Below are 13,563 nucleotides of genomic sequence, written 5' to 3' on the forward strand. Positions count from 1 at the left end.
GGTGGCCGCCGGATTCCTCTCATCCGACGGCCGCCCCGCTCGCCTCAGGCCGCCGTGAGCACGCCCGGGGTGCGCGCCGCCTCCTCCCCCACGCGCTCGTCGCCCTCCTGCTCCTCGCCGCCGTCGTCGGCCGGGCGGTCCGCGCGGGCCGGCGCGAAGGCGTCATGGGCCGGACCCCCGAAGTCCTCGGCCGGCTCGGCGCCGGCGGCCCGCTCCTCGCGCGGCTCCTCCCGCGGCGCCGAGGCGCGCTGGTTCCGCACGAAGGCCCCCGAGCCGTAGCCCAGGTCCAGGCCGACGGCGTCCGCCACGACGTCCACGGACGTCCCCGAGCGCTCCTCCGTGGACCAGTCCCGCACCCGCAGGCGGCCGGTGACGATCACGGGGTTGCCCTTCTTGATCGACTGCGCGGTGTTCGAGCCGAGCTGACCGAATGCGGAGACGCTGTACCAGTTGGTGTGGGCGTCCACCCACGTGCCGGCGTCCCGGTCGAAGCGCCGCTCCGTGGTGGCCAGGCGGAAGCCCGCCACCGTGGTGCCGGAGGCGGTGTGGCGGACGGCGGGGTCGGTGGCGACGAAGCCGCGGATGGTGATGGTGTCCTGCATGATGGGTCCTTCTCTGCGCGGCCCCGGGCCCGGCCCGGAGCGGGTCTGCGGCGCATCGGTCGATCCGCCACCCCCATCAGACGCCCCCGGAGCGGCCGGCGTCCGGCGCGTCCGCCGCGCTGGGGACCCGCCGGGCGCGGACGTCGCCTGTGCAGGAACGACGCCGAGCCCGGCCGGTAGAATGGCACGGCCCAGCCCCAGTAGCTCAGCTGGACAGAGCAGCGGCCTTCTAATCCGCCGGTCGGGGGTTCGAATCCCTCCTGGGGCACCGCCGTGCCGCGCCCTGCCGCCGCGCACCGTCGTCGTCGTCCCGAGCGTCAGGAGGCCCGAGCATGAGGAGGCCCCCCCTGGATCGTCGGCGCGCGTGGCCCGCTCCGCGGGAGCGATGGCACCTCGCGCTGCTGCTGGCCGCGTTCACGGCCCTGGCCGTGACCCATTCGTTCCTGCGCCACCGGGCCTACGAGTCGAAGGGCTACGACCTCGGGATCTTCGACCAGGCGATCCGGCAGTACGCCCTCTTCAAGCCACCGATCGTGCCGGTCAAGGGGGTGGGCTTCCACCTCCTGGGCGACCACTTCCACCCGGTCCTCGCCCTGCTGGCGCCCGCCTACTGGATCTGGGACGACCCCCGCGTGCTCGGGATCGTCATGGCGCTGGCCCTCGCGCTGGCCGCGGTGCCGGTGTACCTGTTCGCCCGCCGCCGGTCGGGCCACGGCCTCGCCCTGGGCGCGGCCGCGGCGCTGCTGCTCTCCTGGCCCTTCCAGGCCATGGTCAACTGGGACTTCCACGAGATCACCCTGGGCGTGCCCCTCATGGGGTGGCTGGTCTGGGCCCTGGACGGGGGCCGCCCGTGGACCGTCACGGCGCTCGCCGCGAGCCTCCTCACGGTGCGCGAGGACATGGGCGTCACGCTCGTGGCGGTGGCGCTGGTGCTCGCGATCCGCGGCCACCGGGTGCAGGCCGCCGTCACCGCGGTCCTGGGCGTGGCCGGCTACTGGTTCGCCACGTCCGTCGCCATCCCCCGCTTCTCCCCCACGGGGAGCTTCGGCTACTGGCAGTTCACGGCGCTCGGCCCGGACCTTCCCTCCTCCCTCCTGTTCATCCTCACGCGGCCGCTCTCCGCCGTCGGGGTGCTGGTGGACCACCCGTTGAAGATCGCCCTGCTGCTCCTGCACCTCGTGCCCCTGCTGCTCCTGCCGCTCCTCAGCCCGTTGACGCTGCTGGCGATGCCCGTCCTGCTCTCTCGCCTCTTCAACGACCGGCTCACCGTGTGGAGCCCCGTCTTCCAGTACGACGCCATCCTGGCGCCCATCCTCCTGATGGCCGCGCTCGAGGCGGCGCACCGGCTGGCGGCCCGGCGGGAGGAGCTGCGGCGGCTGCCCACGGTGCTCGTCGCCGCGGCCCTGGGCGTCTCGTTGCTCGGCACGGCCGTGTTCCCGCTCGTCTTCCCGTTCCACCGCACCCTCACGGGGGACATGGCGGTCACGGCGCACGCGCGCAGCCTCGACCGCGCGGTCTCCCTCATCCCGGACGGCGTGTGCGTCGAGGCCCCGGACCACGTCATCCCCCACCTGACCACGCGGACGTACGTGGGCCTCGCCGGGGACATCGGCGACGAGCTGGCCACCTGGACCATCGTGGACCTGCAGGAGGAGGAGCCCGGCGGGTGGGACCCGCTGACACCCGGGCAGGTCCTGGAACGCGCCCGCGCCCTCGGCTTCCAACGGGTGTGGTCCGAGGACGGGGTGATCGTGCTCCACCACCCGGGGCGCGCGGTGGACCCGACGTGCTCGGACTACCTCCGCCGCTGAACGGCGGCGGCCAGCGGGCCGTCCGGCGCGCCCCAGAACGGGCCCGCGTTCGGGTCCTCCGCGATGCCCGGGGCGACGCACGGCGCGCCCCGCTCGAGGGCGGTGCGTCGCACCGGGTCCCGCGCCGGGTCAAGGACGTCACGGATGACGGTGACGCAGATCCAGGCGACGGCGGCCACGTGCAGCACCACTCCCGAGCCGTACCAGAGGGTGGCCCAGGCCCCGCCGAACGTCCCGCCGGACGTGATGCGCGCGGACTCCATCCAGACTCCGGCCCAGTGGTAGACCTCCACGACCTGCCAGGCCCAGAACATCCGGCGCCGCGGCGTCGCGAGGACGACGAGCGGGATCAGCCACATCACGAACTGCGGCGAGTACACCTTCCCCAGGAGCAGGAACGCCGCCACGATCAGCAGGCAGAGCTGGGCCAGGCGAGGGCGCACCGGGGCCGCCAGCCCCAGCCACGCGATCCCCGCGCAGCACACCGCGAACAGCCCGTTCGACACCAGCGAGAACGTCTCCCCGGACCATCCGGTCCACACGAACGCGAGCCACACCGAGGAGAAGGAGACCGCGCGCTCGCCCGAGAAGGCGTAGAAGCGCGCCCACTGGTCGAACGCCGTCAGCATGAACGGGAGGTTCACGGCCAGCCACGCCGCCGTCCCGGCCGCGAGCGCCCTCCCGAACCCCGCCCACCGGCCCGTGCGCAGCGCGAGGACCAGGAGGGCGCCGAAGAAGAACAGGGGGTAGAGCTTCGCGGCGGCGCCCAGGCCGAGGAGCACGCCCGAGAGCGTGGGGCGGTCCGCGGACCACGCCCACAGGGCCAGGGCGGCGAGCATGACCGCCCACAGGTCCCAGTTGAGCATCGAGGTCAGGACGACCCCCGGCGCGAGGGCCACCAGGAGCGCGTCCCGCGACCGACCGCGCGCCGTGGACGCCGTCGCCACCACCGTGACCATCCAGCAGAGCACCACGCCGGCCGCGTTCACGTCGAAGTAGGCCACGGTGCGCTCGTGCAGGGATCCGCCGGCGGGCACGAGCCAGGAGGTGACCCCCGCGACGACGGCCAGCAGCGCCGGGTACTCCATCCACTGCTCCGGCGGCAGCGACGCGGAGAAGGGGAAGTGCCCGTCGGCCAGGCCCCGCGTGGGGAACAGCTGCGCGAAGTCCGAATAGCACAGGTGCACGTGCACGCCCGGGGCGGCCCAGCCGTGCACGCGGCACCACTGCTTGCTCAGCAGGCCGAGGACGGCGGCCAGCGCCGTCGCGCCGAGGAGGACGGCGACCCGGCGAGAAGCGGGGCCGGAGGCGGGGCGGTCACGGTCGCTCATGGTCCCTCCCGGGGGATGGCGGGGCGGGGCTCGATCATCTCGAGCGGGGCACTGCCGCGGCCGGGGAACAGCACGGCGGTGGACGGGTCGCGGAACGCGATCAGGAGGATGCCGACGAGGGCGGCGAGCGCCGTCGCCCCGCGCACGGCCGCGAGCGGCATCCACTGGGCCACGGAGATCTGGTCCACCACGCCGACGCCGATGAGCAGCAGGACGGCCAACGCCGTCACCCAGCCCAGCCAGCGCGGGTGGAGCGGTCCGCGGGGCGTGCCGGGGAGGGCGCACGCGAACAGCGGCAGCACCCAGAGCAGATACCACGGCTGGATGATGGGCGCCGTGAGCACGGCCACGACGAGCACGGCGGCGGAGGAGAGCACCGGGTCCACGGGGCGGCGGCGCAGCGCCATCCAGGCGGTGAAGACCAGCGCGGCCAGCGTCATCAGCGTGTAGAACGCGTTCGCGGCCGACCGGGCGGGCACGGGGCTCACCGCGTCCACGAGCCAGCCGAGGCCGAGCCCCACCAGTCCCACCGGCGCATAGGGGAAGGCGGCGTCGCCGCTCGTGAGCATGGCGGCCGCCCACCCGAACCACAGCCCCGTGCCCGCTCCCAGGATCGTCAGGACGGCCAGGGCGGTCGCCGCCGTCGTGATCCAGGGGCCGAGGCGCTCGCGGCGCCGAGGCGGCCGCCCGCCGGCGCGGAAGGGCGCCCAGCCGGCGGGCAGCAGGAGGGCGGCGAACGGCAGGGCCAGCGCGGTCAGCGGCTTGATGGCCACCGAGAGCGAGATGAGCACGAGGCCCCACAGTCCGTGGAGGCGACGGCGCGGAAGGCGCACCAGCAACAGGAGACCGGCCAGCATGAGCCCGCTCATGAGGGCGTCATTGTGGGCGCCGGCCACCATGTAGAGCAGGAACAGCGGGTTCGCCACGCACAGCCACGCGGCCCAGCGGCCGCCGCGGCCCGCCGCGTCCGCGAGGCGGCGCACGGCCCACAGGCACAGGGCCATCCCGGCCAGGGCGAGGAGCCGGAAGCACAGCACCCCGAGCTCGATGTTCCCGCCGGAGAACCGCCACGCCCCCTCCGCGAAGAGCAGGAACAGCGGGCCGTACGGAGACGGGGACTCGGCCCAGATGGAGTCCGCCCCCTGCATGAACCACCCGGGCAGCCGGGAGACGCCCTCCCGGTAGGGGTCCAGCCCGAGCGCCACCACCCGCCCCTGCTGGAGGTAGGAGTAGACGTCCCGGGAGAAGATGGGGAAGGCGCCCAGCATCGGGAGGGACCACTGCCACGCCGCGCGCGTCACCGCTGAGCCCTGGGAGTCCCAGCGGCCGCGCAGGGCGCGCCCGAGCCGCAGCCACGCGCGGGCCAGCAGCAGGCAGCCGACCGCCAGCAGGACCGCGCACCCGATCACGCCCACGAGGTTGGCGCGCAGCGGGTTGAGCAGCCGCGTGCCGGCGAAGACGGTGTCCGTGGTCATCGGCAGCCACCCCACGCCCCACGAGGCGACCATGATGAGCACGGCGGCGACGGTCCCCTCCCGCACGGCCGCACGGGGATCCGGCGCCTCGGCACCGTGCTTCACCGGACCTCCGGCCGGCGCCTCACGCTGCGGGCGACCGTCCGGAGCTCGTGACGGCCGGGCATCCTGCCGCGGAGGACGTGCCGCGTGTGCGGGTCCAGGAGCAGGATCCACACGAGGCACAGGGCCGAGACCGCCAGCGAGACGACCTTCACCTCGCCCGCGATCTCCAGGAACGGCCACGTGAACAGCTGGTCCTGGGCGCCGTAGGTGAGGAAGAAGCACACGGTGAAGAACACCCACGTCAGCCGCCAGTCGTCCGGGATGCCGATCACGGCGAAGAAGGGCAGCAGCCACAGCAGGTACCACGGGTGGATCACCGGGGAGAGCACCACCAGTGCAGTGAACGCCCACGTCATCCGAGGCAGGATCCGGTCCTGGCGGCCCCGGAACATGAGCACGGCCACCACGAGCACCGAGAGGAGGCGTCCGGCCGTCTTGTAGAGGCCCTCGATGCCGCTGCGGTCCACATCGTTCCCGAGCGCCTCCAGGACCCCGATGGTCACGCTGGAGAGCATGCCGATGGGCGCCCACGGGGACGTGCCCGTACCCGTGCTCGCCATGACGGACACCCAGCCGAAGCCGTAGCCGTTGGCGTGCCCCACCGCGAGCATGATGAGGGCGGAGGTCACCGCCGTCGTCGCCCAGTAGGCGAAGCGACGGGGCCACCCGGCTCGGGGGCCCGCCCACAGCAGGCCGATGAACGGCAGGAGCACCACGGTGATGGGCTTGACGCCGAGCGAGAGGGTCACGAGGAGCACGCCGGCCAGGCCCCACCCGGCCGAGGCGAGCGCTGACTGGGGCCGCTCCGGGCGCCCGGCGCGCAGGGCGCACCACGTGCCGGCGAGCGCCAGGCCCACCATGAGGGCGTCGTTGTGGCCGGAGGCGACGAAGTGGATGATGACGAGCGGGTTGGCGGTGGTGAGCCACTGCGCCCAGCCGGGCGGCGTCCCCGTGCGGCGTGCGAGCAGGGGCACGAAGACCGCGGTGAGGACCACGCCGAGCACCGCCACGAGGCGGAAGAGCACGATGGCCAGGTCCGGGTTCTCTCCCCCGCTGGCGTTCACCACCGCCTGCTCCACCCACAGGAAGACGGGCCCGTAGGGGGTGCCGTCGTAGGCCCACATGGAGTCCGCACCGAGCTGGAGCCAGTTCGAGACGTCGGAGATGCTGTCCTCGTAGGGGTTCTTCCCGGCCGCCATCATGCGCCCCTGGGCCACGTACGCGTACATGTCCCGGCTCAGGATGGGCAGCGCCACCAGGAGGGGGGCGCTCCACAGGGCCGACGCCCAGGTCATGGTGCCCACCGTCCCGCCGCCGCGCGGGTCCACGGTCTGGCCGAGACGGATCCAGGCCCAGAACAGGAGCCAGAAGCCGAGGGTGAGGAGCGTGATGCCGGTGAGGACGCCCGCCTCGTCCGTGCGCCACGGGATGAGCCACTGCCAGCGGTTCAGGGGGGAGACGGACGCGAGCCAGCCCACGCTGTAGGAGCCCGCCACCACCAGGAGGGACCCCAGGAGCCCGACGAGGAGCGGGACGCGCGGCGAGCCGCCCGGGCCGAGCGGCCGCGGAGCTGCGCTCGCGCCGCCGGGCGCCGGCCGCTCCCCCGACGGGGACGACGGCGGCGGGGTGGGCGCGCTCATGGGGCGTGTCCTTCCGTGCGGGCCGGGTCGGAACCCGGGGTGGGACTGACGGCGAATCTATCATCGTGGTCCACGAGTAGCCTGGATTCCATGAGCGACACGAACACCCCCGCGCCGGAGCGCGCCCCGCTGGTCTGGATCGACTGCGAGATGACCGGCCTGGACCCGGACGTCGACGTGCTGGTGGAGGTGGCCGTGCTCATCACGGACTCCGAGCTCGAGCTCCTCGACGAGGGGCTGGACCTCGTGATCCGCCCGACCGCGGCCGCCCTCGCCCAGATGGACCCGTTCGTCCGGGACATGCACACCACGTCCGGACTGATCGAGGAGTTCGAGTCCGGGCTCCCCCTCGAGGAGGCTGCCGAGCGGGTGCTGGCCTACATCGCCGAGCGCGTGCCCGCGGGCAGGGCCCTGCTGGCCGGCAACTCCGTGGGCCAGGACAAGCTGTTCCTGTCCCGGTACATGCCGCGCGTCGTGGAGCACCTGCACTACCGGATCGTGGACGTCTCCACGCTCAAGGAGCTCGCGCGGCGCTGGTACCCGCGCGCCTACTACCAGGCGCCGGCGAAGACGGGCGGCCACCGCGCCCTCGGCGACATCCGGGACTCGATCACCGAGCTGCGCTACTACCGCGAGGCGGTCATGCTCCCGGCCCCCGGCCCGACGTCGGACGAGGCCCGCTCGATCTCGGCCCGGATCGCCGCTGGCGCGGGCGGCCCTCAGGATCGTGTACAGTAGTACCCGCTGCTCCGCACGGGTCACCCCCATCGGGAGCATGCATGGTGGGCGTAGCTCAGTCGGCAGAGCGTCTGGTTGTGGTCCAGAAGGTCGCGGGTTCAATCCCCGTCGCTCACCCCACCGAGGCCCCCGGAATCATGCAGATTCCGGGGGCCTTGTCGTGTCCGTGGTTGCGCTCCTGGTAGTGCCGGGCGGGGGTCTACCCTGGCAGGGCAGGAGGGCACCCGCCCTCCCCCACCGTCCCGTCTCCAGGAGGCCACCGTGTCCGTCGTGAAGATCAACGCCATCACCGTCCCCGAGGGCGCCGGCCCGGAACTTGAGAAGCGGTTCGCTGCCCGCAAGCACGCGGTGGACCAGGAGCCGGGCTTCGAGGGGTTCCAGCTGCTGCGGCCCACGGCGGGCGAGGACCGCTACTTCGTGGTCACGACGTGGGCGTCGGAGGAGGACTTCCAGCGCTGGCGGGACGGTCGCATGCCCGCCGCTCACGCCGCCGAGCAGGGCGGCCGCCCGGCGCCGGTCGCCACGGGCGCCGACCTGCTCGAGTTCGAGGTCGTGGACCTGGGCTGACCCGGGCGCCGCAGCAGGCGCATCGCGTTCACGATGACCAGCAGCACGGACGCCTCGTGCACGAGCATGCCGACGGCCATCGTGACGCCGCCGATGAAGACGCCGGCCAGCAGGGCCACGACGGTCACGAGGGAGATCGCGATGTTCTGCCGCATCACCCGCACCGTGCGCCGAGCCAGATCGAGCGCCTGCGGCAGCCGCTCGAGCCGGTCGCCCATCAGGGCGATGTCCGCAGTCTCGATGGCCACACCGGAGCCGGCCGCGCCCATGGCCACGCCGATGTCCGCCGTCGCCAGGGCCGGGGCGTCGTTGACACCGTCACCGACCATCGCGACGACGCGGCCCTCGGCCTGCAGGGCCTCGATCGCCTCGAGCTTGTCCTGGGGCAGCAGGCCCGCCCGCACGTCGTCGACGCCCACCTGCCGGGCCACGGCCTGCGCGACGCCGGGCTGGTCGCCGGTCAGCATCACGACCTCGCGGACGCCGATCCCGTGCAGCGCCCGGATCATGCCCGCGGCCTCGGGCCGGAGGGTGTCTGCGATGGCGAGGACGCCGAGCGGGATGCCGTCGACGACGACCGCCACCGGGGTCCGGCCCGCCTCCGCGAGCTCGGCCGCGACGGTCTCGACCCGGTCGGTCGCGGCCGGATCCACGCCGCGCTCGCGCAGCAGCGCCACGTTGCCCACGGCGACGACACGGCCGTCCACCTCTCCGGTGAGCCCGCGGCCGAGGACGACGTCCACATCGGTGGCCAGCGGGCCGTCCAGCAGGCCGCGGTCCCGGCCCGCCGCGACGACCGGCGCGGCCAGCGGGTGGTCCGCGGCCGCCTCGAGCCGTGCGGCCCAGCGCAGCACCTCGTCCTCGGCCCCGGGCTCGAACGCGACGACGTCTGTCAGCTCGGGGGTGCCCGACGTGAGGGTGCCGGTCTTGTCGACGGCGACGGCGTCGACCTTCGCGGAGCGCTCAAGGAACTCCCCTCCCTTGATGAGCACGCCGTCCTTGGCGCCGCGGCCGATCCCCGCCACGATCGCGACCGGGATGGAGATCACGAGGGCGCCCGGGCAGCCGATGACCAGCAGGGTCAGGGCCAGGGGGACGTCCCGCGTGATCAGGCCGGTCGCGAAGGCCAGCACCATGATCGCCGGGGTGTACCAGCGGGAGAAGCGGTCCATGAACTGCTGGGTCCGCGCACGGGCCTCCTGCGCCGCCTCGACGCGGTGGATGATGCGCGCCAGCGTGGTGTCGGCGCCCACGTCCCGGGCCTGCACCTGCAGCAGGCCTGCCGTGGCCACGGTGCCCGCGTACATGGCGTCGCCGTCGGTCTTCTCCGCCGGGATGGACTCGCCCGTGATGGATGCCTCGTCCACGGCGCCGACCCCGGTGAGCACCACGCCGTCCACCGGCACCCGGGCGCCGGCCTTGACGAGGACGGTCGCTCCGGGGGCCACCTCGTGGGCGGGCACGGTGCGCTGCGTCCCGTCTGCGTCCACGACGACGGCGGTCTCGGGCGCCGTGGACACGAGGTCCGCGAGCGCCGAGCGAGTCTGAGACAGGGTCGCGTCCTCGAGGCCGTGGCCGAGGGCGAAGAGGAAGGTCACGGCGGCGGCCTCCCAGAAATTGCCGAGCAGGGACGCGCCGATCGCGGCGGTGGCGACGAGCAGGTCGATGCCGACGGTCTTCACCCGCAGGGCGGCGATCGCGTCGCGCGCGATCGGCAGGCCGGCCACGACGGCGGCGGCGAGCATCAGGCCCGCCGCCACGAGGTGTCCGGTCCCGTGGGCCAGCTGCTCGGGCGCCAGCACGAGTGAGACGGCGATCAGCAGGCCGGCCACCACGGGACGCCGCCAGCGGCGGGACAACGTGAACCGGGCACGGGTGCGGCCCGGGCGTGTGACGGCGAGGGTGGACATGGCGGGCTCCGTTCGTCGGGGGCGGGGCGGTGTCAGAAGGCCGACGGCCGGGCGGTGTAGCCGACCTTGGCGACGGCCTCGACGAGGTCCTGGGCAGTGGTGGTCTGCGGGTCGTGGTCGACCTCGATGCGCTGGGTCTCGAAGTGGACCTGCGCGCCGGTCACGCCGGGCAGGGCGTCGAGGGCCTTCTCGATCTTCCGGACGCACGAGGGGCAGCTGAAGCCCTCGGCGCGGAGCAGGGTGTGCGTGGTGGGGGTCATGGTCACTCCAGTCGGTCGTCACCGGCGCGGCCGCCGGTGAGGCTGAGCGGACGGGGCGGGCGCCCGGTCCGATCCCCGTCCTCCGGGGATGTCACTGACGCTACGAAGGGGACGGCGGGTACGCCTTGACCGCGGTCAAGCCGCCGTGTGGGAGGCTGATGGTGTGCGTATCGACCTGCCCCTCATCCCCGTGGATGAACCAGAGCCGTGCGCGGCCCGGGTCCCGCTGTTCACTGGGCTGGGCCTGGAACAGCTGCGCCGGGTCTCCGCCCTGGCGCGGCCGATCGTGTTCGAGGCCGGCGATGCCCTGCATCTGGCAGGCGACCGCACGGACCGCCTGTGTGTCGTGCACACCGGCCGCCTGGCGCTGACGCTCGGCTCAGCGACCGGCCGGGAACGCGTGGTGCGGATGGTCGAGCCCGGCGACTCCGTGGGCGAGCACGAGTTCCTCACGGGCGAGCCGGCCCGGCACGGGGCGCGCGCCGTGGTCGCGACCCGCCTGTGCACCTTCTCCCATGCCGAGGTCGCCCGACTCCTGGCCGAGCATCCGGGCATCGGGGGACGCGTGATGCGGACGCTGGCCGTCCGCCTGGCCGAGGCTGAACAACGGCTGGCCTGGGAGCGTCAGCCTGTCACCGCGCGGATCGCCGGACATCTGCTCGGCCTGCCGGCCGTCCGGGACGAGGCCGACCTCGTTGTGGTGCTGGCCGCGCCGAAGAAGGACGTCGCCTCACTGCTGGGCACCACCCCCGAGGCGTTCAGCCGCGGGCTGCGCCGCCTCGCCGACGACGGCCTGATCGCCATCGAGGGCCCGCGGGTGACGCTGCTGGACCCGGATGCGCTGGAGGCGCTTGCCGCGGAGTGACCGCCCTCGTCGTGGTGTCCCCGGCGGTAGGCTGGACACTCCCCCGTCCCCGACCCACGCAGGCCCGCAGCCCGGGCCGGGAAGCGCAGCGCCATGGCCTCCATCCGTCCCATCACCGTCTACGGCGAGCCCGTACTGCACAGGCGCGCGGCCGAGGTGGAAGCGATCGACGACGAGATCCGCGAGCTGATCGAGGACATGTACCTCACGCAGGACGCCGCGCACGGCGTGGGCCTGGCCGCCCCGCAGGTCGGGGTCGGGCTGCGGATCTTCACGTGGACGTTCCCGGACACCGGCGACGCGCCGAACGTGGGCCACGTGATCAACCCCGTGCTGACCCACCTGGACAAGGCGCCGCAGGAGGACCCGCACCCGGACGAGGACAGCGAGGGCTGCCTCTCGGTGCCCGGGCTCGGCTTCCCCCTGCAGCGCCCGACCCGCGTGCGCCTGTCCGGCCAGCGCGTGGACGGCGAGATGTTCGAGTTCGAGGCCGAGGGCTGGTTCGCGCGCATCATGCAGCACGAGTACGACCACCTGAACGGCACCCTCTACGTGAACCGGCTCGAGGGGAAGTGGCAGCGGCGCTGGAAGCGCGCACAGCGGGCCGAGCGCATGAACGTGCCCGGAGTGACGTGGCTGCCCGGAACGGACGAGGACCCCTTCGGCCACGACGCCGACGACCATGAGCACGGCCCCGACTGCGACCACGGGGCCGACGAGGCCTGAGCCTCTCCTCCACGGCCAGCCCGGCCAGCACACGACGACGGCCCGTCCCCCCTGCGGGGACGGGCCGTCGGTCAGCGGCGGGTCAGGCCTGGGGGAAGACCGGCAGGTCCTGGCCCGCCATCTTCTTCACGCAGCGCACCACCTGGTGCGAGTAGCCGTACTCGTTGTCGTACCAGACGTAGAGGATCGCGTTCTTGCCCGCGTTGTTCACGAGGGTCGCGAGGCCGTCCACGATGCCGGCGCGGTTGGAGCCCACGAAGTCCGTGGAGACGACCTCCGGGGAGTCGATGTAGTCGATCTGGCTGTGCAGCTCGCCGGTCAGGGACTCCTGACGCAGGCGGTCGTTCAGCTCGTCCACCGAGGTGGGCGTCTTCAGCTCGAGGTTCAGGATGGCCATGGACACGTCCGGGGTGGGGACGCGGATGGCGTTGCCGGAGAGCTTGCCCTTGAGCTCGGGCAGCGCCTTGGCCACGGCCTTGGCGGCGCCCGTCTCGGTGATGACCATGTTCAGGCCGGCGGCGCGGCCGCGGCGAGAGCCCTTGTGGAAGTTGTCCGTCAGGTTCTGGTCGTTGGTGAAGGCGTGCACGGTCTCCACGTGGCCGTGGTCGATGCCGTACTCGTCCTGGATGACCTTGAGCACCGGGGTGATGCCGTTGGTGGTGCAGGAGGCCGCCGAGATGATGGTGTCCTCGGGGAGGATGTCGTCCGAGTTCACGCCGTAGACGATGTTCTTCATCTCACCCTTGCCCGGGGCGGTGAGCAGGACCTTCTTGACGCCCTTGGCCTGGAGGTGCTGGGACAGCCCCTCGTCGTCGCGCCAGCGGCCGGTGTTGTCCACCACGATCGCGTCCTCGATGCCGTAGGACGTGTAGTCCACGGTGGTCGGGTCGTTCGAGTAGATGACCTGGATCTCGGTGCCGTTGGCGGTGATGACGTTGCGGGCCTCGTCCACGGTGATGGTGCCCTCGAAGGCGCCGTGGATGGAGTCGCGGCGCAGCAGGGAGGCGCGCTTGATCAGGTCGTCGTCCGAGTTCTTGCGGACCACCACGGCGCGCAGGCGCAGCGCGGAGCCGCCCCCGGCCTGGCCGAGGATGATGCGGGCCAGCAGGCGCCCGATGCGGCCGAAGCCGTAGAGCACGACGTCCTGCGCGCGGCCGAGGCCCTCGCCCCCCTTGCCCTTGACGTCCGCGAACTCGGCGTCGAGGAAGGCCTGGAGGTCACCGCCCTGCTTCTTGAACTTGGCGGCCAGCTTGGCCAGGTCCACGGAGGCGGCACCGAGATCCATGGAGGACAGGCCCTGGACCAGCGCGTACGTCTCCTCCACGGGGAGCACGGTCTCGTCGATGCGACGGGCGAAGCGGTGCGCCTTGATGATGTCGATCACGCCGCGGTTCACGAGGGTGCGCCCGTGGATGCTGGTGACCACGTTGTGCTCGCGGTAGAGGCTGCCCAGCAGCGGCACCATCTTCTCGGCGAGCTCCTGCTGCGTGTTCCACTCGGGGGTCTGGGTCGAGGCGGTGTCTGCCACGGGAG

Annotated in this window: 12 protein-coding genes and 2 tRNA genes; 7 read left to right on the forward strand and 7 right to left on the reverse strand. The window is 73.1% G+C overall.

What is annotated here, in order from left to right; all coding sequences use genetic code 11:
- Nucleotides 1–44: 44 nt before the first annotated feature.
- The gene (locus NJC10_RS04940; protein ID WP_298713365.1) at nt 45–602 is read right to left on the reverse strand and encodes a single-stranded DNA-binding protein; all 558 of its coding nucleotides are present in this window, start codon (nt 600–602) and stop codon (nt 45–47) included.
- A 194-nt stretch (nt 603–796) separates the two neighbouring features.
- Between NJC10_RS04940 and NJC10_RS04945 the strand changes: the two genes are divergently transcribed.
- Together NJC10_RS04945 and NJC10_RS04950 are read left to right on the forward strand one after the other, a co-directional pair.
- Nucleotides 797–870, forward strand: a tRNA-Arg gene (locus NJC10_RS04945).
- A 64-nt stretch (nt 871–934) separates the two neighbouring features.
- Nucleotides 935–2,413, forward strand: coding sequence for a DUF2079 domain-containing protein (locus NJC10_RS04950; protein WP_319074947.1), 1,479 nt, complete (start codon nt 935–937; stop codon nt 2,411–2,413).
- Here the strand turns inward: NJC10_RS04950 and NJC10_RS04955 are convergent.
- Genes NJC10_RS04955 through mptB (NJC10_RS04965) form a run of 3 tightly spaced genes read right to left on the reverse strand, consistent with a single transcriptional unit; the run spans nt 2,398 to nt 6,964 of the window.
- Nucleotides 2,398–3,744 (reverse strand): glycosyltransferase family 87 protein, encoded by a 1,347-nt coding sequence (locus NJC10_RS04955; protein ID WP_319074948.1) that lies wholly within the window; start codon nt 3,742–3,744, stop codon nt 2,398–2,400. The genes NJC10_RS04950 and NJC10_RS04955 overlap by 16 nt on opposite strands.
- Nucleotides 3,741–5,324 carry a polyprenol phosphomannose-dependent alpha 1,6 mannosyltransferase MptB gene (mptB, locus tag NJC10_RS04960; protein ID WP_319074949.1) on the reverse strand — a complete coding sequence of 528 codons (1,584 nt, stop codon included), beginning with the start codon at nt 5,322–5,324 and terminating at the stop codon, nt 3,741–3,743. The genes NJC10_RS04955 and mptB (NJC10_RS04960) overlap by 4 nt, the downstream gene beginning before the upstream one ends.
- Complete coding sequence (gene mptB, locus NJC10_RS04965; RefSeq protein ID WP_319074950.1) at nt 5,321–6,964, reverse strand: polyprenol phosphomannose-dependent alpha 1,6 mannosyltransferase MptB; 1,644 nt, start codon at nt 6,962–6,964, stop codon at nt 5,321–5,323. Before mptB (NJC10_RS04965) ends, mptB (NJC10_RS04960) begins: the two co-directional genes overlap by 4 nt.
- A gap of 90 nt (nt 6,965–7,054) precedes the next feature.
- Between mptB (NJC10_RS04965) and orn the strand changes: the two genes are divergently transcribed.
- The 3 genes from orn (at nt 7,055) to NJC10_RS04980 (ending at nt 8,269) form a co-directional block, all read left to right on the forward strand.
- The gene (gene orn, locus NJC10_RS04970; RefSeq protein ID WP_319074951.1) at nt 7,055–7,702 is read left to right on the forward strand and encodes an oligoribonuclease; all 648 of its coding nucleotides are present in this window, start codon (nt 7,055–7,057) and stop codon (nt 7,700–7,702) included.
- Between the two features lie 44 nt (nt 7,703–7,746).
- Nucleotides 7,747–7,822, forward strand: a tRNA-His gene (locus NJC10_RS04975).
- Nucleotides 7,823–7,963: 141 nt separating this feature from the next.
- Nucleotides 7,964–8,269 (forward strand): antibiotic biosynthesis monooxygenase family protein, encoded by a 306-nt coding sequence (locus tag NJC10_RS04980; RefSeq protein ID WP_126860527.1) that lies wholly within the window; start codon nt 7,964–7,966, stop codon nt 8,267–8,269.
- Here NJC10_RS04980 and NJC10_RS04985 read toward each other — a convergent pair.
- Nucleotides 8,185–10,179, reverse strand: a complete 1,995-nt coding sequence (locus NJC10_RS04985) for a heavy metal translocating P-type ATPase (RefSeq protein WP_413466393.1) — start codon at nt 10,177–10,179, stop codon at nt 8,185–8,187. The two genes, NJC10_RS04980 and NJC10_RS04985, sit on opposite strands and share 85 nt — an antisense overlap.
- Before the next feature lie 32 nt (nt 10,180–10,211).
- A complete protein-coding gene (locus tag NJC10_RS04990; RefSeq protein ID WP_036381311.1) occupies nt 10,212–10,439 on the reverse strand; it encodes a heavy-metal-associated domain-containing protein in 228 nt (75 codons plus the stop codon).
- Nucleotides 10,440–10,602: 163 nt separating this feature from the next.
- Between NJC10_RS04990 and NJC10_RS04995 the strand changes: the two genes are divergently transcribed.
- Both NJC10_RS04995 and def read left to right on the forward strand, forming a co-directional pair.
- A complete protein-coding gene (locus NJC10_RS04995; RefSeq protein ID WP_319074966.1) occupies nt 10,603–11,304 on the forward strand; it encodes a Crp/Fnr family transcriptional regulator in 702 nt (233 codons plus the stop codon).
- Between the two features lie 93 nt (nt 11,305–11,397).
- Complete coding sequence (def, locus tag NJC10_RS05000) at nt 11,398–12,030, forward strand: peptide deformylase (protein WP_319074967.1); 633 nt, start codon at nt 11,398–11,400, stop codon at nt 12,028–12,030.
- An 82-nt stretch (nt 12,031–12,112) separates the two neighbouring features.
- Here the strand turns inward: def and NJC10_RS05005 are convergent, their stop codons facing one another.
- A complete protein-coding gene (locus NJC10_RS05005) occupies nt 12,113–13,558 on the reverse strand; it encodes a glyceraldehyde-3-phosphate dehydrogenase (RefSeq protein WP_319074968.1) in 1,446 nt (481 codons plus the stop codon).
- Nucleotides 13,559–13,563 lie beyond the last annotated feature (5 nt).

The sequence above is a fragment of the Micrococcus sp. M4NT genome, assembly GCF_033790745.1.
Classification (GTDB): domain Bacteria; phylum Actinomycetota; class Actinomycetes; order Actinomycetales; family Micrococcaceae; genus Micrococcus.

Coding starts and splice junctions, on each gene's coding strand:
- NJC10_RS04940 (WP_298713365.1), bottom strand. CDS start 602: ATGCAGGACACCATCACCATCCGCGGCTTCGTCGCCACCGACCCCGCC.
- NJC10_RS04950 (WP_319074947.1), top strand. CDS start 935: ATGAGGAGGCCCCCCCTGGATCGTCGGCGCGCGTGGCCCGCTCCGCGG.
- NJC10_RS04955 (WP_319074948.1), bottom strand. CDS start 3,744: ATGAGCGACCGTGACCGCCCCGCCTCCGGCCCCGCTTCTCGCCGGGTC.
- mptB (WP_319074950.1), bottom strand. CDS start 6,964: ATGAGCGCGCCCACCCCGCCGCCGTCGTCCCCGTCGGGGGAGCGGCCG.
- orn (WP_319074951.1), top strand. CDS start 7,055: ATGAGCGACACGAACACCCCCGCGCCGGAGCGCGCCCCGCTGGTCTGG.
- NJC10_RS04985 (WP_413466393.1), bottom strand. CDS start 10,179: ATGTCCACCCTCGCCGTCACACGCCCGGGCCGCACCCGTGCCCGGTTC.
- NJC10_RS04990 (WP_036381311.1), bottom strand. CDS start 10,439: ATGACCCCCACCACGCACACCCTGCTCCGCGCCGAGGGCTTCAGCTGC.
- def (WP_319074967.1), top strand. CDS start 11,398: ATGGCCTCCATCCGTCCCATCACCGTCTACGGCGAGCCCGTACTGCAC.